Here is a 19,645-nt window from a genome sequence, read left to right as displayed (position 1 = left end):
CACCGGGGCAGCGTCATGCCGCCGCATTGTTCTTCCCCTCCCTTGATGTGTTCCCGGCAGGCTGCGCCTCCCAAGGCGCGGTCTGTTTCCTTTCGTTCGTCATGTGCGCGGTCCGCATCACAGCAACACAGGAGGCAACAATGAAGAGGCAACAGGTTTTCGACGTGGCGGCGGTGCGCGGCATCATCGCCGAGCGCAAGGAGATGGCCGGTGCCATGCTCCCCATCCTGCACGGCATCCAGGAAAAAGTCGGCTACATCCCGGCCGATGCGGTCCCGATGATCGCGGACGAGTTGAACGTCTCGCGCGCCGAAGTCCATGGGGTGATCTCGTTCTATCACTTCTTCCGCCAGGAACCGGCCGGCCGCCACGTGGTGCAGGTCTGCCGCGCCGAAGCCTGCCAGGCGCGCGGCAGCGAGGCCCTGGCCGAACATGCGCAGAACGTGCTGGGCTGCGGTTTCCATGAGACCAGCGCCGATGGCCAGTTCACGCTGGAGCCGGTGTATTGCCTGGGCCAGTGCGCCATCGGTCCCAATCTCACCCTCGACGACCAGTTGCACGCCCGCGTCGATGCCGACAAATTCAAGCGCCTGATCCAGGCCAAGCGGGAGGCATGATGAGCACCCACGAAGCTGTGACCATCTACGTCCCGCGCGACTCCACCGCGCTGGCCCTGGGCGCCAATGAAGTGGCCGCCGCCATCGCTGCGGAGGCGCAACAGCGCGGCCAGTCCATCAGGCTGGTGCGCAATGGTTCGCGCGGCATGTTCTGGCTGGAGCCGCTGGTGGAAGTGGCCACTGCGGCCGGGCGCGTGGCCTATGGGCCGGTGGCCCCCGAAGATGTCCCCAGCCTCTTCGATGCCGGCTTGCTCGGGGGAGGCCAGCACACGCTGCATCTGGGCCTGACTGAAGACATTGACTTCCTCAAGAACCAGGAGCGCCTGACCTTCGCCCGCGTGGGCATCATCGATCCGCTCTCGCTGGAAGATTATCTGGCGTATGAAGGTTTTGTCGGTTTGAAGAATGCCCTGGCCAAGACGCCCGAGGCCATCGTCCAGCAGATGATCGATTCCGGTCTGCGTGGCCGGGGCGGTGCTGCCTTCCCGACCGGCATCAAATGGCAGACCGTATTGCGTGCGCAGTCGGCGCAGAAGTACGTGGTCTGCAATGCCGACGAGGGTGACTCTGGCACTTTCTCGGACCGCATGATCATGGAAGATGATCCCTTCACGCTCATCGAAGGCATGACCATTGCGGGTCTGGCCGTGGGTGCGACCGCAGGCTACATCTACGTGCGCTCCGAATATCCGCATGCGATTGCGACCATGAACGAGGCCATCGCCATTGCCAATGCACGCGGCTACCTGGGCGACAACATCCTGGGCTCCGGCAAATCCTTCCATCTGGAAGTGCGCAAGGGCGCAGGCGCCTACATCTGCGGCGAAGAAACCGCCATGCTCGAAAGCCTGGAAGGCAAGCGCGGCGTGGTGCGCGCCAAGCCGCCGCTGCCGGCGCTGGAAGGCTTGTTCGGCAAGCCCACCGTGATCAACAACCTGATCTCGCTGGCGTCGGTGCCGGTGATCCTGGCGCGCGGGGCGGAGTTCTACAAGAACTATGGCGTGGGCCGCTCGCATGGCACGCTGCCATTCCAGCTGGCCGGCAACATCAAACAGGGCGGACTGGTAGAGAAGGCCTTCGGCCTCACGCTGCGCCAGTTGCTGGAAGATTTCGGTGGCGGCAGCGCCACGGGCCGGCCGATCCGCGCGGTGCAGATGGGTGGACCGCTGGGCGCGTATCTGCCGCCCTCGCAATTCGATACGCCGCTCGATTATGAAGCCTTCGCCGCAATAGGCGCCATGATCGGGCACGGTGGGCTGGTGGCCTTTGACGATCGTGTCGATATGGCCCGCCAGGCGCGCTATGCCATGCAATTCTGTGCAGTCGAATCCTGCGGCAAGTGCACCCCTTGCCGCATCGGCTCCACGCGCGGCGTGGAAGTGATCGACAAGATCATTGCCAACCAGGAGCGTCCGCAGCAGATCCATCTGTTGAAGAGCCTGTGCGACACCATGGTCAACGGCTCGCTCTGCGCCATGGGCGGCATGACGCCGTTCCCGGTGCTGTCGGCCCTGAATCATTTCCCCGAAGACTTCGGCGCGCCCGGCCAACAGGCGGCCTGATCCCATCAGCGAATTAGCGCAACAGCGCCATAGCGAATGCAAGGAGTTGCACCATGAACCAGCTCAATGAAACGGACTACGGCACCCCCGCACGTGCCTCGGAACAGATGGTCACGCTGGAGATCGACGGCGTGGCCGTGACGGTCCCGGCCGGTACCTCGGTCATGCGCGCCTCGGTCGAGGCCGGCATCAACGTGCCCAAGCTGTGCGCCACCGACAGCCTGGAACCCTTCGGCTCTTGCCGCCTGTGCCTGGTGGAAATCGAAAAGGACGGTCGCAAGATGAAGGGCTATCCGGCCTCCTGCACCACGCCCTGCGAGCCGGGCATGAAGGTGCAGACGCAGACGCCCAAGCTGGCCGAGATCCGGCGCGGCGTGATGGAGCTCTACATCTCGGACCACCCGCTCGATTGCCTGACCTGCCCGACCAACGGCAACTGCGAACTGCAGGACATGGCCGGTGTGGTCGGCCTGCGTGAAGTGCGCTACGGCTACGAAGGCGAGAACCACACCAAGATGAAGAAGGACGAGTCCAATCCCTACTTCACCTATGACCCTTCCAAGTGCATCGTCTGCAATCGCTGCGTGCGCGCCTGTGAAGAAACCCAGGGCACCTTCGCGCTGACCATCAACGGGCGCGGTTTCGAATCGCGTGTCTCGGCCGGGCAGATGGAAGCCTTCATGGAATCCGAATGCGTTTCCTGCGGTGCCTGCGTGGAGGCCTGCCCGACCGCTACCCTGACTGAAAAGACCGTCATCATGCTGGGCCAGGCCGAGCACAGCAAGGTCACCACCTGCGCCTATTGCGGCGTGGGCTGCTCCTTCAAGGCCGAGATGAAGGGCAATGAAGTGGTGCGCATGGTGCCGTACAAGGACGGCAAGGCGAACCAGGGCCACTCCTGCGTCAAGGGCCGTTTCGCCTGGGGCTATGCGACCCACAAGGACCGCATCCTGAACCCCATGATCCGCAAGAGCATCAACGATCCCTGGCGCGAAGTGTCGTGGGACGAAGCGCTGTCCTATGCGGCCAGCGAGTTCCGCCGCATCCAGGCCAGGCATGGCAAGGATTCCATCGGCGGCATCACCTCGTCGCGCTGCACCAACGAAGAAACCTACCTGGTGCAAAAGCTGGTGCGCGCCGCCTTCGGCAACAATAACGTCGATACCTGTGCGCGCGTGTGCCATTCGCCGACCGGCTATGGCTTGAAGCAGACCCTGGGCGAATCGGCCGGCACGCAGACCTTTGAATCGGTGATGAAGTCCGACGTCATCCTCATCATGGGTGCCAATCCGGCAGCGGGCCATCCGGTCTTCGCTTCGCAGATCAAGCGTCGCGTGCGCCAGGGAGCCAAGCTGATCGTGATCGATCCGCGCACCACCGAGATGGTCAAGTCGCCGCACCTGAAGGCCGACTATCACCTGAAGCTGCGTCCCGGCACCAACACCGCCATCATCACCGCGCTGGCCCACGTGATCCTCTCCGAAGGCTTGCAGAACGAAGCCTACATTCAAGAACGCTGCGACCTGCAGTCGTACAAGGACTGGAAGCAATTCGTCCTGCGCGAGGACAATTCCCCCGAAGCCATGGCCGCCATCACCGGCGTGCCTGCCGAGACTATCCGTGGTGCCGCGCGCCTGTACGCCACCGGTGGCAATGCCGCGATCTACTACGGCCTGGGCGTGACCGAACATGCGCAAGGTTCGACCACCGTGATGGGCATCGCCAACCTGGCCATGTGCACCGGCAACGTCGGCCGCGAAGGCGTGGGTGTGAACCCGCTGCGCGGACAGAACAACGTGCAGGGTTCCTGCGACATGGGTTCCTTCCCGCATGAGCTGCCGGGTTATCGCCACATTTCCGATTCCACCGTGCGCGGCCAGTTCGAACAGGCCTGGGGCGTGACGCTGAACCCGGAACCGGGCCTGCGCATTCCCAACATGTTCGATGCCGCGCTCGATGGCAGCTTCAAGGGCCTGTATTGCGAGGGCGAGGACATCGTGCAATCGGACCCGAATACCCAGCACGTGGCGGCCGCCCTGCAGGCCATGGAATGCATCGTGGTGCAGGACCTGTTCCTGAACGAAACGGCCAAGTATGCGCACGTGTTCCTGCCCGGTTCGTCCTTCCTGGAAAAGGATGGCACCTTCACCAATGCCGAGCGCCGCATCTCGCGCGTGCGCAAGGTGATGCCGCCCAAGGCCGGCAAGTCCGACTGGGAAGTCACGGTGGCGCTGGCCGAAGCGCTGGGTTACCCGATGCCGTACAATCACCCCTCGGAAATCATGGACGAGATCGCCGCCCTGACGCCCAGCTTCCATGGCGTGAGCTACGACAAGCTGGAAAAACTCGGCAGCATCCAGTGGCCCTGCAACGATGCAGCGCCGGAAGGCACGCCCATCATGCACGTGGGCAGCTTCATCCGTGGCAAGGGCAAGTTCATCAACACGCAATACTTCGCCACCGACGAAAAGGTGACGCAGCGCTACCCGCTGATCCTGACCACCGGCCGCATCCTGTCGCAGTACAACGTGGGTGCGCAGACACGCCGTACCGAGAACTCGCAATGGCATAGCGAAGACCGGCTGGAGATCCACCCGCACGATGCCGAGGACCGTGGCATCCGCGAGGGCGACTGGGTGGGCGTGGAGTCGCGTGCAGGCCAGACCGTGCTGCGCGCCACCGTCACCGAGAAGGTGCAGCCGGGCGTGGTCTATACCACCTTCCACTTCCCGGAATCGGGTGCCAACGTGATCACCACCGACAACTCCGACTGGGCCACCAACTGCCCCGAGTACAAGGTGACGGCGGTGCAGGTGATGCCGGTGACGCAGCCTTCGCAATGGCAGCAACATTACGAGCGCTTCAACCGTGCGCAGCTCGATCTGCTCAAGGGCGAGGTGCCGGCTGAACCGCTGGTGACGAAGTAAGCGGCATGAGCGTAGCGGGCTCGTGCTGCCATGATTTCCGCAGACACGAGCCCAACCTACCACGCAGGACAGCATGAACACGAGCAAGCGCAGCAGCCCCCTCATCGACGACGCCACCGGTGACTACGCCACCTTCACCCGTGTGCAGGTGGACCGCTGGCGCGACGGCCGGCGCGAGACCGTGGACGACGTGGTGGCTGAGGAAGTGCCGATTGCGTTGGAATACAACGGCATCTCGCACGCCGTCATGATGGCCACGCCCGCCGACCTGGAAGATTTTGCGCTGGGCTTCTCGCTCACCGAAGGCATTTTAGCCTCCCCCGGCGAGCTGTATGAATGCGAGATTGTGCCCGGCTGTGAAGGCGTGCAGGTACAGATGCGCATTGCCACCGAGCGCTTCGTCGCCCTGAAGGAAAAGCGCCGCAACCTGACCGGCCGCACCGGCTGCGGCCTGTGTGGTGCCGAGACACTGGAACAGGCGGTACGCCATCCGCAGGCGGTGCCGGGTGGTGCATCGTTCTCGGTGGAGCAGGTGCATGCGGCCTTCGAGCAGATGCAGGCGGGGCAGCAATTGCAGCAGGCCACGGGCGCGACGCACGCGGCGGCGTGGATGGATGCCTCCGGGCGCATCGTGCTGGTACGTGAAGACGTGGGCCGTCACAATGCGCTGGACAAGCTCATTGGTGCACTGGCCGAAGAGGATGCGGATTTTGCGCAGGGCGCGGCCATCATCACCAGCCGTGCCAGTTACGAGATGGTGCAGAAGGCGGCCACCGTCGGCATCGGCTTCATCGCTGCGGTCTCGGCGCCGACTGCGCTGGCGATCCGGCTGGCCGAAGAGACGGATGTGACGCTGCTGGGCTTCGTGCGCAAGCAGGGCCACGTGGTGTATGCGCGCCCGCATCGCTTGCGGTGATACGCTGGCTTGAACCGAACGATAGACGAACCGAGCAGGAGGAGACGACCCATGAATACCGAACACCTGGTCAAGATGGCCAACCAGATTGGCAGTTTCTTTTCCACCATGCCCGACCGCGACCAGGCCATCGCCGATCTGGCGACGCACCTGAAGCGCTTCTGGGAGCCGCGCATGCGCAAGGCCTTCCTGGAACATATCGAGAAGACGCAAGGGGAGGGCGTGGATGCCATCGTGCTGGAGGCGGTGAACCGGCATGTGCAGCAGTTGGCGGTGTAGGGCTCCAGCCTGCTTGTGATTTCGATGAAACCGCTCAGCTTGCTGGGCGGTTTTTTCATGGCGTACCGGGCTTGCGTCGCTCGCCTCACGCCGCCAACCCCACCTCCGCCGCAATCCGGTGAAAACGCCGTGCAAAATAAGCCAGCCCATCGGCCTGCGACGCCGCCAGGCGGATGTGCCGGATCTCCACGAACAGCACACTATGTGTCCCTGCTTGCTGCTGCAAAACGATATCGCCCTCCAGCACGGCCAGTGCATCCGGCAGCGCGGGCTGCCCATACTCGCCGGTCTCCCACTGTACCTGCGCCATACGTTCTTCGGCCGCCAGCCCGGTCATGCCGGCAATCATGCGCGCCACTTCTTCGTGATGTCCGGCCAGGATGTTGATGCACAGGCGCCCGTTGCCAACCAGGATGGGATGGGCTGCGCTCTTGACGTTGATGCACACCAGTACCGTGGCCGGGTGGTCGGAGACCGAACTGACGGCGCTCACCGTCATCGCCGCACTCCCTGCAGGGCCATCGGTGGTGATGATGTTGACCGCCGCCGAGAGACGCGCCATGGCGTCGCGAAAGTCTTGCTTCATGGTAGATCCATCCAGAAAAGAGATGACATCCGCGACAAGGCTTCGTATCCTTTGCGCCATCTGCAGGGTTCTCTGCAGCGCCGCCAGGCGAATGTCGATCAGCAGGTGAGAGGGAGAACGCATCGCTGGCAACAGTCTGCGTCCTGGGATGAACAATAGACCCTGAGCAAATCACGGGTCAAATGATAGTCTGGAATGTTCCGCATGAAGCAAATGAATATTGGCGCAGTGGACCTGAACCTGCTCAAGACCTTCATCGTCATCTGGGAGCTGCGCAGCCTCACCGCCGCCGCCGACCGCCTGCATCTCACCCAGCCCGCCGTGAGTCACGCGCTGCGCCGCCTGCGCGAGATGTTCGACGATCCGCTCTTCGTGCGCAGCACCAGCGCCATGGTGCCCACCGAAACCGCGATCCGCCTACACGAGCCCATCGCCCGCGCCCTGGGCATCATCAACGAGGCCCTGCATAGCCATGCCAGTTTCGATCCGGCCACGGCCACCCGCACTTTCCACCTGGTGATGTCGGACATGTCCTGCAGTCACGTGCTGCCGCTGCTGATGGAAGAGCTGGCCCATGCCGCACCGCATGTGTCCCTGGAAGTCCAGCAGATGGCCATGGAAAACCTCGGCGCGGCCATGCGCAATGGCGACATCGATCTGGCTTTCGGCTACCTGCCCGGCCTGCCCGAGGATTGCCAGAGCCAGCTGGTGCTCTACGATGATTACGTCTGCATGCTGCGCAAGACCCATCCGCTGGCCGGCCAGCCGCTGACCATGGACAAGCTCCTGCAGCTGCGCTACGTCTATGCCAGCACCAACACCACCGGCCACCAGCTGGCCGAAGACGTGTTGCGCAATGCCGGCGTGAAGCGCGATTTCGCCCTGCGCATGCCGCACTTCACGGTGGCGCCGCAGATCGTGCGCAATACCGATCTGGCCCTGTTCCTGCCGCGTAGCATCGCCGAGCGGCACAACCTGGATGATGCCTGCGTGCTGCTGGACCTGCCGATGGAGATGCCGCGCATTCCGGTGAGCCTTTATACGCATGCGCGCTTTGCGGCAGATTCGGGCATACAGTGGCTGCGCAGCCTGTTGATCGAGATGTTCGGACGCGAGGCGGAGATGGCCTGATCCCGGGCGCGACTGATTTTTATTTTTTTGACTGGAGCTACACCATGAGCATTGCCGCCACCGGAGACGTTCCCTACTACGCCGTCATTTTCACTTCCCTGCGCACCGAGGGCGATCATGGCTATGGCCAGATGGCCGATACCATGGTGGAAGCAGCGTCCCGCCAGCCCGGTTTCCTGGGCGTGGAATCGGCGCGCGAAGAGGTGGGTATCACGGTGTCCTACTGGTCCAGTCTGGAAGCCATCGCTGCCTGGAAACGCGATCTCGACCACCAGATGGCCCAGCGCCTGGGCCGCGAGCAGTGGTACCAGGCCTACAAGACACGTATCTGCAAGGTAGAGCGGGATTACGCCTTCACCCGCGACTGAATCCCCGACGCGCCGCGAGACGGGGCATCGACTTCAGCAAGTACACTGCAGGAAATCCATCACCGCCTGTGCAAACTGCGCGGGAATCTGATCGGGCATCGGCACCATGCCTTCCTCCAGCGTCCGTAACTGGCTGCCGGTAATCGCAGCGGCGATGCGTTCCGCAGAAGGTGCCGCATGCGGATCGCGCCCGGCGCGCAGCACCAGCGTGGGGGCACGCACCAGCCCGATGCGTTCTTCCATCACGTAGTGGCGCACCACCACATGGCCATGCGCAGCCATCTCGCCCGCCTTGAGGGCATCCATCATGAAGCGCGAAAGCAGTTCGGTATCCCCCGGCGGATAGTAGGGCTGGCGGCGTTGCCACATTTCTTGCAGATGGCTGCCGTCGGCGCGTACTTGCACCTCGTCGATGGCACGCTTGCCCGCGTGGGCGCTGCGGCGAGCGGCATCGTTGAAGGAGCAGGAGGACAGCACCAGCGCCGCCACCCGTTCGGGCGCGGCAGCTGCGATTTCCATGGCTGTGACCGCACCGGTATGGTGGCCGACCACGGCGGCCCTGGCGATGTCCAGCCTATCCATTACTTCCAGCACCAGTTGTGCCCAACGCTCGATGCTGTGCGTGGACAAGGGCGGCTTGCAGGAGTCACCGAAGCCGGGGGTGTCGATGGCGATGGCGCGGTAATGCTGCCCCAGCAAGGGCAGCACGTCGCGGTATTCATCCCAGGAGCGCGGTGTCTGGTGCAGCAGCAGTACCGGAAAGCCGTCCCCCATGCTGGCCACGTGCAGCGCGCCCGCAGTGGTGTCGATGAATTGCCGACGCAATGCGCACTGTTCAGGATGCATGAGGGTCTCCGGAGAGGCAGGCGGGGCGGCGGTTACAGACGATATGAAAAATCATTCCTTCATCAGCACCGAATAGCTCGGCACATTGTTGGCCCAGCCCGCTGCAAGCGGCGCCACGAAGACGTTTTCGGTGCGGGTGCGGGCGATCTTCCAGACGCCATCCACCCTGGTGAAGAGATTGTTCAAACGGCTGGAGCGCAGCAGCGACGAACCATCTCCGAAAATCCACGGCTGGCAATGGACCCACTGGCCATCGGCACGGGTGCAGTCGGCATTGACGTGGATCTGTTCCGAGGTCAGGTAGTGCACGTTCAAGAGCAGCTCCGGATCCTTCTTCTGCCCCCAGAAAGCCTGGAAGTGCTTGCGAATGGCGTCCTTGCCGACGGCCTGGCCGAACTGGCCTTCGTAGTAGGCGCCCACGCCTTCCCAGATGGCATCCTCGGCGTAGAGCTCGAGGATCTTCTCGATGCGTTCGGCATCATCGGCCACCGGTTCGGGGCAGGGCGTGTCGCACAGGAACATGTAGCGCGCCTGCAGGCGGCGGATGTCGGCTTCGGCTTCGAGTACGTCGAGGCGGCGCTTGAGTTGCAGGATTTCCTGGGTGAGGTCGGTCATGGTGAGTTGTCTCGTGGGGTCTTTTGTGGATGAGGAAAAACCAACCGCGCGCAGGCACACGGTTGGCCAGGGCAAAGCAACGCTTACAGGTAGCGCGCCAGCAGCTTGCGGGTGGCGATGCGCAGGATGCGGTCGAACAGGTAGCCCAAGAGGCCCAGCGCGATGATGCCCACGAAGACCCATTCGGTACGGCTGAAGTTGCGCGCTGTCCAGATCAGGGCGCCCAGGCCTTCGCGGGCCGAAACGATTTCCGCCGACACCACCGTCAGGAAGGAATTGCCCATCGCGATGCGCGCGCCGGTGACCATGTAAGGCACGGTCGAGGGCAGGATCACGGTAGTCAGGATCTTCCATTGCCCGGCCCCCAGCGAGGCCGCCGCACGCAGGCGCAGCGGGTTCACCGACTGCACGCCGGCAATCGTGTTGAGCGTGACGATGAAGACGGTGGTGTAGAAGATCAGCGCGATCTTGGACAGCTCGCCCGGGCCCAGCCAGATCACCGCCAGGGTGACGAAGGCAATCGGCGGGATGAAGCGGAAGAACTCGATGTAGGGATCGAGCAGCTGCCGCACCAGGTCAAAACGCCCCATGAAGATGCCCAGCGGCACGCCGATGGCCACGCCCGCGCCCCAGCCGGCCAGGATGCGTCCGGACGAGGCCAGTATCGATTGCTGCAGGGTACCGTCACCGATCAGTTCGAGTGCGGCGGCCCAGGTCATGGGCACCGACGGCAGGAATAGCGGCGAGGTCGTCATCGACACCAGTTGCCACAGCACCAGGCCGCCGACGATGGCGATGACCGAGATCAGGAAGGGGCGGGCAGCTTTCATACGGCGTCTGACGCTGGAGGGTATGGCCGACGCTGGCGCGGTCGGGGTGGCTGTCTGGGTGAGCTGGCTCATGATAGGGATTCCTCTTCGATCAGGCCTTGCGCACGCAGCACGCGCGTGACTTCGGCGCCGATGTCATCGCGGATGCGTGCATACAGGGCCATGCAGGCAGGGTCGGCCGGATCGCGCGGATGCGGCAGGTCGACTGCTTCGATGGTCTTGATGTGGGCACGCGGGCCGGCCGTCATGGTCACCACGCGGTCGGCCAGCAGGATGGCTTCCCAGATGTCGTGGGTGACGAAGACGATGGTACAGCCGGTGCTTTTCCAGATGCGGTCCAGTTCGCTTTGCAGCACTTCGCGGGTCTGCGCATCGAGGGCGCCGAAGGGCTCGTCCATCAGCACCACCGAGGGTTCATTGACCAGCACCCGGGCGATCTGCGCACGCTGGCGCATGCCGCCCGAGAGCTCGGCGGGGAACTTGTCGATGGCATGCTTCAGGCCCACCAGCGAGACGTAGCGCTCGGCCGCCGCACGGCGTTCGGCAGCGGGAATGCCGCGCAACCTGAGGCCGTATTCGACGTTCTCGCGCACGGACAGCCAGGGAAACAGCGCCTCCGATGACTGGAACACCACCCCGCGATCCAGCCCCGGAGCGGTGACGCGCTTGCCTGCCACGCTGATCTCTCCCGCCACTTCCTGGAAGCCGGCAATGGCATTGAGCAGCGTGGATTTGCCGCAGCCGGAGGGGCCGAGCAGGCAGATGAATTCGCCTGCACGGATGTCGAGGTCGATGCCCGCCATGATCTCGTTGTTGCCGATGGTCAGGCCGACGCGCTTGATGGAAACTGAAGATCCATGTCCCATGGCCTACCCCTTGTAGAAGCCGCGCTGCAGGATCTTGCCCATGTCCACCGGCGCCTTGATGGCCTGCCTGGAGAGCAGGAAGTCGCCAATCGCATTGGCGGTCTTGATGTCGGTGTCGGTGAAGTCGCGCACGATCGGTTCCATGTCCTTGAGCGAATTCAAGGTCTGCGGTACCGGAATGCGGGTGATGGCCTGCACCGATTGGGCCGCGCGCGGCGGGTCCTTGCGGGTGATCTCGGAGGCCTCGGCGAGCGCCTTGAGGATGTTGCCGGCCACTTCCTTGTTGGCGGCCAGCCAGGGCGCGGTGGCCGAGAGCCAGAGGGTGCTGGTGTAGCCGACGTCGCCGGCCGTCATCAGGAGATGGCCGCCTTGCTGCACGCCCAGCGTGGGCCACGGTTCCCAGACGAAGTAGGCATCGATGTCGCCGCGTGCCAGCAGGGCCGGCAGTTCGGGCGGGCCGGAGCGCACCATCTCTACCTTGGAGGCATCGATGTTGAGGGTCTTCAAGGTCAGGCCGGTGACGTATTCCGAGACCGAGCCGGCGACGATGCCGAACTTCCTGATCTTGTCGACCGAGGCAATGCCCTTGCGCGCGACCAGCTTGACGTAGGTCTTGGACTGATAGGTCACGGCCAGCGGACGCAGCTCGGCGCGCGAGAGGCGCACGATGTGCGTGGGTTCGCCGGCACAGCCCATCTGAACCTGGTTGGCCACCAGCGCATTGAGCGCTTCGCCGCCATCGGTATAGGACTGCACGGTGACGTTGGGTGCGCCATGCTTGGCGAAGAGCTTTTCATTGGCGGCCACGAAGAAGGCCGTGAAGACGGGATCGGCGCCGACACCGATGATGACGGGGGCGCCCTGGGCCAGGGCTGGCAGGGCAGGCGCAGCGCCTGCAGCGAGCATGGAGGCGGCGCCGAGCAGCAGCTTGCGGCGTTGTGGCGAGACGGTGGGGTGGGTCACGGGCTGGGTCCTCTTTGTAAAGTTGGTGAAGCGCCAGTGGAGTTGGCAGGCACGGCAGTAACAAAGGCAAACTTCGGAAGGTACGCGCCTGCGGCATGGGCGCAGGCAAGACGTCAGCGGGGCAGGCGCATCAGCGCTTGATCCCCAGCTTTGCAAAAAGCGCGCCAGCGCTTTCGTAGTTCAGTTCCGACAGCGCGGCGTGCTGCGTGACTACCATGGCATCGCGCACGATGCGCTGCAGGCGGTGGGTGCGCTGGATGGCCGCCATGCCGGCCGCCTGGTAGGCGTCGTTGACCACTTCCATCGAGACCCGTGCCGCGTAGGTGGCCGAGAGCTTGAGCATCATGTCGATCTCTTCGGTGACGGGGTTGCCGGCCACGATCTGTTCCCATGCCTGTTCGCAGGCGTCATAGAAGAACATGCGGGCGCTGCGCCACTTGGCTTCGGACAGGCCGAGCTTGATCCTGTAGTAGGCGCGATCAGCCAGGCGCAGCGCCCCCGGCATGATCTTGGCGCCACCGGCCATGTCGGTGACGATATCGAGCGCCGCGCGCGCCAGGCCGACGTTGACGGCGGCGTGTACTTCGGCCTGATAGGCCAGTGCGGGATAGCGATACAGCGGTTCGTCGATGAGGCCGGCAGCGCCACGCGCGCAGGTCCATTCGTGGGCGACGAACTTGTCTTTCAGGCGCGTATCGTGGCTGCCCGTGCCTTGCATGCCGACCACGTTCCAGTTGTCGATGATCTCCACTTCGGCGGCGGGCATCACGGCCATGAGGGCGGGCTTTTGCGTGCCATCGTCGGGGCCGCTGCTGTCCTTGATGCCGACACCGATCCAGTCCGCGCCCTTGCAGCCGCTGGCGAAGTGCCAGCGCCCGGTGATTTCCCAGCCACCGCTTACAGCCCTGGCTTCCTGCAGCGGATAGAGACCGCCTGCATAGACCTGATCGGGACCGTCGGCGTAGATCTGGCGTTGCGTGTCGATGGGCAGTGCCGCAAGGTAAGTGTTGGCCGAGCCGAAGGCGGCAACCCAGCCGGCCGAGCCATCGGCCATGGAGATGCGCTCGACCATCGCCAGGAAGGCCGCCGGTGCCAGGGCCTCGCCACCGAATTTGCGTGGCGTGCCGCTGCGGAAGATGCCGGCTTTCTTCATGGTGGCGACGAGATCGCGCGGCACGTGGCCCAGCTGATCGAACTCATCGCGGCGCGCGCTCACCTCGGCGATGAGGGCATCCATCTCGGGAGAGTGCGCGTGCGGCGGGGTGGCGGTGACGACTTTTTTCTGGACGGGATAAACATCGAGCGTGATCGAATTCATGGCACACCACTTTGGTTGAAAGAAGGTAGCTGAGTGTCGTCCGTGGGGCAAAGCAGGGTCAAATTCTATTTAGGAATCCGCCGGATGAATATTAGTAATAATGATTAGGCCGCTCCGTGATTGCGCGCAGCCTTGTGCGTGGTGCACCTGCATGATGCGTGAAAGCCGCACGGGACGGGCGTTTGGCGCCGTCCTGCACTAAACGCGAGAGGGCCGGTGCACTGTGTGGAGGAGTATTTGCAGTATTGATGGGGCTAATCGGCGGGGCGGATTTGCCATGGGCGGCAGGGACTGACTACCATGAAGGCCGGAACTGACAGGACCACCTGTTCAGTTTCTTCACAGGCTCCTTCTGGCCTTCATTTCGGGCGGACTTCTTCGGGAGTCCGCCACTTTTCTTTTTCTTCTTGTTTGCGCTGACCTGATTGCGATGGTGGCGGTGCGGGTGATCCCTATCGCCAATACGCCTCGGCGCAGCCGTGTTGCGCGATGCGCTGCAACTGATCTTGTATGGATTCGCGCTGGAGGATGTCTGACCGCAGTACCGATACATCGCCGCCGCCGGCACGCAATGAACGGGTGAGTTGTTCGAAGCGTGTTGCGTCCAGGGTGCGGATGGCGCAGGCGGCATACAGGCGTGCTTCCTTGGTGGCGGACGCGTCCTCGATCAGTTGCGTGAACAGATCCAGTGCGGCGGGGCCTTGGAGCAGGCGGCGATAGCGTTGTTCGCTGTCGCTGATGTGGCCGATGAAGCCGACCTGGCCGAGGGCGAAGGTGGGTGTCTGGCGCAGGCGGGCGAGATCCTCCGATGCCTTCTCTGCGGCGTGAATGTATGGATGTGCGCCAAGCAGTAACACGGACAACGAAAGCGACGGAAAAAATAAGCTTTTCGATTGCATGGCGATTTCTCGTGGGCTTGTAGGGAGGGAGCCGGCATTATGCCCGGACAAGAATGCAGTGTTGCGGTCGTTCCCCTGCACCTTGAAATGAATCGATGTACGTCGAATCATTTGGATAAAAAAACCGGCCGCATGAGGCGGCCGATCTCGATGCGCACCAATCTCGATGCGGGATCAGTAACGATACCCCAGCGTCAGCAAAATGGTCCGGTCATCCCCCAGCGCCACGGCCTTGGCCAGACCGCCCGCATAGTAATGCGTGTTGAAGATGTTCTTCACGTTCAGCGCGGCGCGCCAGCGCTCGGCGTTGTAGGCCACGCCGGTATCGGCCAGCACGTAGCCCGGCAGGGTATAGCCATTGGTGCGCATCATGCTCTGGCCATGCACGCCGCCATTCCATTCCCATCCGGCCAGCTCGCCCTTGAAGCGGTAGCGCGCGCTGGTGGTGAAGTTGTGGCGCGGCACGTTGTCCAGCCACTGGCCCACGGTGGTGGTGCGCTGGCCACCGTCATCGGTGACGATGGCCGCCGTGTAGGAATAGCCGGCATTGAGGCTCAGGCCATTGCGCAGGTCCGAGGTCACGCTGATCTCGCCACCTTGGGAACGCTGCTCGCCCACGGCAATGTTGAAGCCGGTATTGTTGGGATCGGTCACCAGCACGTTGCGGCGGCGCAGGTCGAAGACCGCCACGTTCAGGCTGGTACGGCCTTCGTCCAGGTCGAACTTCACGCCCGCTTCCCACTGCTTGCCGGTCTCGGGCTTGAAGGTGCCGCCATTGGCATCGGTACCGCTGTTCGGATAGAACGAGGTGGCATAGCTGATGTATGGACGCACCCCTAGGAACAACTCATACATCAACGCCGCCGAGCCCGTCGTGGCGCTGGAGGGGGTGTTGGTGTGCGTACCCGTGTTCAGGTTGGTGGAGTAGGTGGATGCGTTGTCGTAGCGCAGGCCGGTCAGCAACTGCCAGCGTTCGCCGAAGCTGATCTGGTCGCGTGCATACAGGCCGGTATCGCGGATGCTGGTCGAGGTGGCGGTGTTGGGTTTGGTCGGGCACTTCAGCGTCGCTCCATACACCGGGTTATAGGCGTTGAGCGCGGCGACCGTACAGGTATAGGACGTCGCGTCTTCGCGCGAATTGAGATAGTCCGTCCCCAGCGTGATCGCGTGTTTGCCCAGCGCCGTGTTGAAAGTGCGCTGGACGTTGGTATCCATGCTGAAGGTCTGGCCTTCGTAGGTCTGGTCCGTGCCGGTGCGGGTGAGGCTGGTGCCGGTACTGCTGAGAGCATTGTTGGCGACCAGCTGCCCGCTCATTTCGAACTGCTGGTAACGCACGTTGTTGTTGAGTGTCCAGCCATCATCGAAACGGTGCGTCAGCGCGTAGCCGATGCGGGTCTCGTTGGCGGCATAAGGCCGCGCGCCCGGTTCGCCGGTGAAGAGGCTGCGCGGCAGTGCGCCGTTGACGTTGCTGTTGATGGAACCGGTCAGCGGCAGGCCTTGCTGGCGCACGTAGTTGCGCTCCTGGTAGCTGGTCAGGATGGTGAAGTCGGTGCGCGCACCGAGGTCCAGCGACAGCGAGGGGGCGATGTAGCGGTTCTTGAACCATACGTGGTCGGTGGCATCGTCCGAATTGGAAATCAGGCCATTGATGCGGAAGGCCTGCTTGCCGTTTTCCGACAGCGATTTGTTGAGATCCACCGTGGTCTGGTAGAAGTTGTGGCTGCCTGCGGTCACGTCGACGTTGGCAAAATCCGTCCCTTGCGGACGCTTGCTGACCATGTTCACCAGGCCGCCCGGCAGCACCAGTCCATACAGCAGCGAGCCCGGCCCCTTGAGCACTTCCACCTGCTGCAAGCCGGACAACTGCTCGGCCACGCGCGAGCTGGCCGTGGTGCGCAAGCCATCCAGATACAGCGAATCGGAGGCCACCTGGCCGCGGATGATCAGGTCATCCCAGCCGCGCCGGCCGTATTGCTGCGCGACCACGCCGGGGACGTTTTCCAGGGCGTCGGCCAGGGAGACGGCTTGCTGGCTGTCCAGCATGGCCCGGGTCACCACCGACACCGATTGCGGCGTCTGCGACAGCGGTGTGCCGGATTTGTTGACCTGGCTCTGGGTGGCCTTGAACTGGGTGTCGTTGACCCCATCGGCGACCACATCGACCGTGGGCAACTGGGTGGCGGCGGTGCTGCTGTCGGTCGCGGCAGTCTGGGCCAGCACGGACGAAGCCGGCAGGACGGAAAAAGCGAGCAGGATGGCGAGGGCGCCGGGAGAGAGCGAGGGCATGAATCAATTAATAATGAGAATAATTACTATTTATGATATCGCATTCTTGTGCTGAGCAACAATTTTTTACGGATAGCTTGCATCTTGTCGCATCAAATTGGCCGATTTCATCTGATGCGGCGCATCAGCCTTGAGCCCCGGTTGGGGGAAGGGCAGGCGGGGGAAAAGCGTCAGGCAGAAACCCTGTCTTGCGAGCTGATTCATTCATATCGGCACATGAGAACCTGACAGTTCCTCTCATCGCTGCCGTTCAAATATTTCATCTGAAATAAGTTTGACCCGCCCCAATCCCGCTGCTATCTTGGAACCGGTTCCAAAAGATTCATATAAATGAGCAGCCCGGAACTGGAAGCACAAATCACCGACGCAGTTCAACGATTTGGCGGGCAATAGTGAGACAAAGCACCAAGACCGGCACCGACCGGGTCACCATCGCGCAGGTCGCGCGGGAGGCCGGGGTGTCCAAGACCAGCGTATCGCGTTACCTGGGCGGCGATTTCGACGCGCTCTCGGCACGCCTGCGCGATCAGATCGGCAAGACCATTGCGCGCCTGGGCTATCAGCCCAGCCAGATGGCGCGCGGGCTCAAGGGCGGACGGACGCGGCTCATCGGCATGCTGGTGGCCGACATTCTCAATCCCTATTCGGTGGCCGTGCTGCATGGCGCGGAGGCGGCCTGCCAGAAGCATGGCTATACGCTCATGCTGTGCAATACCGGCAATGACGAGGCGCGCGAGAAGCAGTCGCTGGCGGCCCTGCATTCCTACAGCGTGGAAGGCCTGCTGTTCAATACCCAGGGCCGCAACGTGACGCCGCTGCGCGAGCTGGGGCAGGCGGCCTTTCCGGTGGTGCTGCTGGACCGCCACGTGGAAGGCTGTGATTTCGATCTGGTCGGGCTGGATAACGTCAAGGCCGCGCAGCTGGGCACACGCCACCTGCTGGCCCAGGGCTATACCGACATCGCCCTGGTGGTGCAGCCGCTTCATGGCGTGAGTTCGCGCCAGGGCCGGCAGGCCGGTTTCCTGCAGGCGATGGCGGAGCGCCCCGATTGCCACGGCGAGACGCTGGAAGTGGATGTGCGCCAGCCCGGCCATGTCGCCACGGCACTGCGCGAATTCTTCCTGCGCCGCGCGGCTGCGGGCAGCAAGGGGCGGCTGGCCCTGCTGGCGGGAAACGGCATGGTGTCCCTGCAGATCGCGCTGGCCTTGCAGGGCATGCAGCTACGCTTTCCGGATGACGTGGGTTTGCTGTGCTTCGATGAACTGGCCTGGTCGCCGCTGGTAGGCAGCGGCATCAGCACCATCGAACAACCGACCTATGACATCGGCTTTACGGCCATCGAGCGCCTGCTGGTGCGCATCCACGGCGAACGCTCGGTGCGCATGGAAATCCTGCTGGATCCCCGGCTGATCTGCCGTGGATCGAGTGCCAGTGTCGAGGGGGAACCCGCACGGGCCCTGGTGGCGCAGACTGCCGCCAGGATCAGTCCGGCAGCGGCAGAGCGGCTCACCCCTGCCTGAGCAGAACTGAAACCGTTACCACAACCCCAGGCCCTGCCACACGTCAGTGGTAAGACCTTGGAACAGGACGGAAGAGTTGCACGAATCAGCATCAAGGGCCCACGGGCCGCATACAGACCTGCAAGCGGGAAGCACAAGCAGGCAGCAACAAGGAGGGGCAAAGGAAGCCGCGCGGCGACATTCACCATGCTGCAGGATCCGGCGCCTGTCTTACTTAACGGACTGCCGTCCACACGGCAATGATCAGGAGACCAGGATGAGCATCAAGAACATTTTCAACGCAAAATTCGTCGCACTGACGCTGGCCGCCGCCTGCGCAGTGGCCACCACCGCCAGTGCCAGCGCGCAGAGCATCGCCGAGCTGACCAAGAAGGGCAAGATCACCATCGGCGTGGTCAGCGGCACCCCGCCGTTCGGTTCGGTCGATGCCAAGGGCACGCCCATCGGCTATGACGTCGATGTGGCCAACCTGATCGGCAAGTATCTCGGCCTGCCGGTGGAGATCGTCCCGCTGGTGCCGCCGGCGCGCATCCCGGCGCTGGAGTCGGGCAAGGTCGACATGCTGGCCGCCACGCTGGCGCCCACGCCCGAGCGTGCCAAGTCGGTGCTGTTCACGATTCCCTACAGCGGCTTCGAGCTCTCCATCGTCGGCCCGGTCGGCGCCAACTACAAGAAGCTGGACGACCTGGTGAAGAAGAAAGTGGGCGTCTCGCGCGGCTCCACCAATGACACCGCTCTGACCCGCCTGGCCCCGGCCGGCACGGTGCTGGTGCGTTTCGAGGATGACTCCACGGTGACCCAGGCGCTGCTGTCGAACCAGGTCGATGCCATCTCCATCCCCAACACCATGGCCAACGAGATCGTCAAGAGCCGTGGCCAGGGCAAGATCGAAGTCAAGTTCCCGTACTCGGTGCAGCCCAATTCGATGACCGTGCGCAAGGGCTCCTATGAGCTGCAGCAGTGGCTCAACAACTTCATCTACTACGTCAAGCTCAACGGCGAACTGGATGCGATCTCGCGCAAGTGGGCCGGTCCGCTGCCCAACCTGCCGGTGTTCTGATCCACGGAAACTGTCTTGCAGAAGTGGCTGCGCATGCGCGTGATGTACCTCATGCG

Annotated in this window: 18 protein-coding genes; 9 read left to right on the top strand and 9 right to left on the bottom strand. The window is 63.3% G+C overall.

Translation table 11 applies throughout. From position 1 onward, the window contains the following. The first annotated feature begins 140 nt into the window (after positions 1 to 140). The 5 genes from ACVC5H_RS18105 (at position 141) to ACVC5H_RS18085 (ending at position 6,301) form a co-directional block, all read left to right on the top strand. Positions 141 to 617 carry a formate dehydrogenase subunit gamma gene (locus ACVC5H_RS18105; RefSeq protein WP_489619164.1) on the top strand — a complete coding sequence of 159 codons (477 nt, stop codon included), beginning with the start codon at positions 141 to 143 and terminating at the stop codon, positions 615 to 617. Beyond that, entirely contained in the window at positions 617 to 2,179 is a 1,563-nt protein-coding gene (locus ACVC5H_RS18100; RefSeq protein ID WP_489619163.1) for a formate dehydrogenase beta subunit, read from the top strand. Before ACVC5H_RS18105 ends, ACVC5H_RS18100 begins: the two co-directional genes overlap by 1 nt. Positions 2,180 to 2,232: 53 nt before the next feature. Then, the gene (gene fdhF, locus ACVC5H_RS18095; protein WP_489619162.1) at positions 2,233 to 5,106 is read left to right on the top strand and encodes a formate dehydrogenase subunit alpha; all 2,874 of its coding nucleotides are present in this window, start codon (positions 2,233 to 2,235) and stop codon (positions 5,104 to 5,106) included. Between the two features lie 73 nt (positions 5,107 to 5,179). After that, entirely contained in the window at positions 5,180 to 6,022 is an 843-nt protein-coding gene (gene fdhD / locus ACVC5H_RS18090; RefSeq protein ID WP_489619161.1) for a formate dehydrogenase accessory sulfurtransferase FdhD, read from the top strand. Positions 6,023 to 6,073: 51 nt separating this feature from the next. Continuing rightward, positions 6,074 to 6,301: a formate dehydrogenase subunit delta gene (locus tag ACVC5H_RS18085; RefSeq protein ID WP_489619160.1), complete on the top strand. Its 228-nt coding sequence runs from the start codon at positions 6,074 to 6,076 to the stop codon at positions 6,299 to 6,301. 85 nt (positions 6,302 to 6,386) lie between these two features. Here ACVC5H_RS18085 and ACVC5H_RS18080 read toward each other — a convergent pair whose 3' ends face one another. Beyond that, positions 6,387 to 6,887 (bottom strand): flavin reductase, encoded by a 501-nt coding sequence (locus ACVC5H_RS18080; RefSeq protein ID WP_489619159.1) that lies wholly within the window; start codon positions 6,885 to 6,887, stop codon positions 6,387 to 6,389. Between the two features lie 204 nt (positions 6,888 to 7,091). On the opposite strand from ACVC5H_RS18080, the gene ACVC5H_RS18075 reads away from it, so the two are divergent. Both ACVC5H_RS18075 and ACVC5H_RS18070 read left to right on the top strand, forming a co-directional pair. Next, the gene (locus ACVC5H_RS18075; protein ID WP_489619158.1) at positions 7,092 to 8,018 is read left to right on the top strand and encodes a LysR family transcriptional regulator; all 927 of its coding nucleotides are present in this window, start codon (positions 7,092 to 7,094) and stop codon (positions 8,016 to 8,018) included. A 44-nt stretch (positions 8,019 to 8,062) separates the two neighbouring features. Continuing rightward, the gene (locus ACVC5H_RS18070) at positions 8,063 to 8,386 is read left to right on the top strand and encodes an antibiotic biosynthesis monooxygenase family protein (RefSeq protein WP_489619157.1); all 324 of its coding nucleotides are present in this window, start codon (positions 8,063 to 8,065) and stop codon (positions 8,384 to 8,386) included. Positions 8,387 to 8,419: 33 nt separating this feature from the next. Here the strand turns inward: ACVC5H_RS18070 and ACVC5H_RS18065 are convergent, their stop codons facing one another. The 8 genes from ACVC5H_RS18065 to ACVC5H_RS18030 all read right to left on the bottom strand — a co-directional run bounded on the left by ACVC5H_RS18065 (position 8,420) and on the right by ACVC5H_RS18030 (position 17,009). Beyond that, entirely contained in the window at positions 8,420 to 9,232 is an 813-nt protein-coding gene (locus ACVC5H_RS18065; RefSeq protein WP_489619156.1) for an alpha/beta fold hydrolase, read from the bottom strand. Between the two features lie 51 nt (positions 9,233 to 9,283). Beyond that, on the bottom strand, positions 9,284 to 9,847 hold the full coding sequence (locus ACVC5H_RS18060) for a nuclear transport factor 2 family protein (protein ID WP_489619155.1): 564 nt from the start codon (positions 9,845 to 9,847) through the stop codon (positions 9,284 to 9,286). Between the two features lie 83 nt (positions 9,848 to 9,930). Next, positions 9,931 to 10,749, bottom strand: coding sequence for an ABC transporter permease (locus tag ACVC5H_RS18055; protein WP_489619154.1), 819 nt, complete (start codon positions 10,747 to 10,749; stop codon positions 9,931 to 9,933). Beyond that, positions 10,746 to 11,543 carry an ABC transporter ATP-binding protein gene (locus ACVC5H_RS18050; RefSeq protein WP_489619153.1) on the bottom strand — a complete coding sequence of 266 codons (798 nt, stop codon included), beginning with the start codon at positions 11,541 to 11,543 and terminating at the stop codon, positions 10,746 to 10,748. The genes ACVC5H_RS18055 and ACVC5H_RS18050 overlap by 4 nt, the downstream gene beginning before the upstream one ends. 3 nt (positions 11,544 to 11,546) lie before the next feature. Then, positions 11,547 to 12,506, bottom strand: coding sequence for an ABC transporter substrate-binding protein (locus ACVC5H_RS18045; RefSeq protein WP_489619152.1), 960 nt, complete (start codon positions 12,504 to 12,506; stop codon positions 11,547 to 11,549). 130 nt (positions 12,507 to 12,636) lie between these two features. Further along, complete coding sequence (locus ACVC5H_RS18040; RefSeq protein ID WP_489619151.1) at positions 12,637 to 13,824, bottom strand: acyl-CoA dehydrogenase family protein; 1,188 nt, start codon at positions 13,822 to 13,824, stop codon at positions 12,637 to 12,639. A gap of 452 nt (positions 13,825 to 14,276) precedes the next feature. Next, a complete protein-coding gene (gene mchS3 / locus ACVC5H_RS18035; protein WP_489619150.1) occupies positions 14,277 to 14,723 on the bottom strand; it encodes an MchS3 family protein in 447 nt (148 codons plus the stop codon). Positions 14,724 to 14,897: 174 nt separating this feature from the next. After that, a complete protein-coding gene (locus tag ACVC5H_RS18030; protein ID WP_489619149.1) occupies positions 14,898 to 17,009 on the bottom strand; it encodes a TonB-dependent siderophore receptor in 2,112 nt (703 codons plus the stop codon). A 392-nt stretch (positions 17,010 to 17,401) separates the two neighbouring features. On the opposite strand from ACVC5H_RS18030, the gene ACVC5H_RS18025 reads away from it, so the two are divergent. Next, a complete protein-coding gene (locus ACVC5H_RS18025) occupies positions 17,402 to 18,529 on the top strand; it encodes a LacI family DNA-binding transcriptional regulator (RefSeq protein ID WP_489619148.1) in 1,128 nt (375 codons plus the stop codon). Between the two features lie 256 nt (positions 18,530 to 18,785). Next, entirely contained in the window at positions 18,786 to 19,589 is an 804-nt protein-coding gene (locus tag ACVC5H_RS18020) for a transporter substrate-binding domain-containing protein (RefSeq protein WP_489619147.1), read from the top strand. Positions 19,590 to 19,645 lie beyond the last annotated feature (56 nt).

This window comes from Herbaspirillum sp. Her3 (assembly GCF_057961275.1).
The sequence above is the reverse complement of the archived record's forward strand: the minus strand, read 5'-3'. Positions and strand labels throughout refer to the sequence as shown.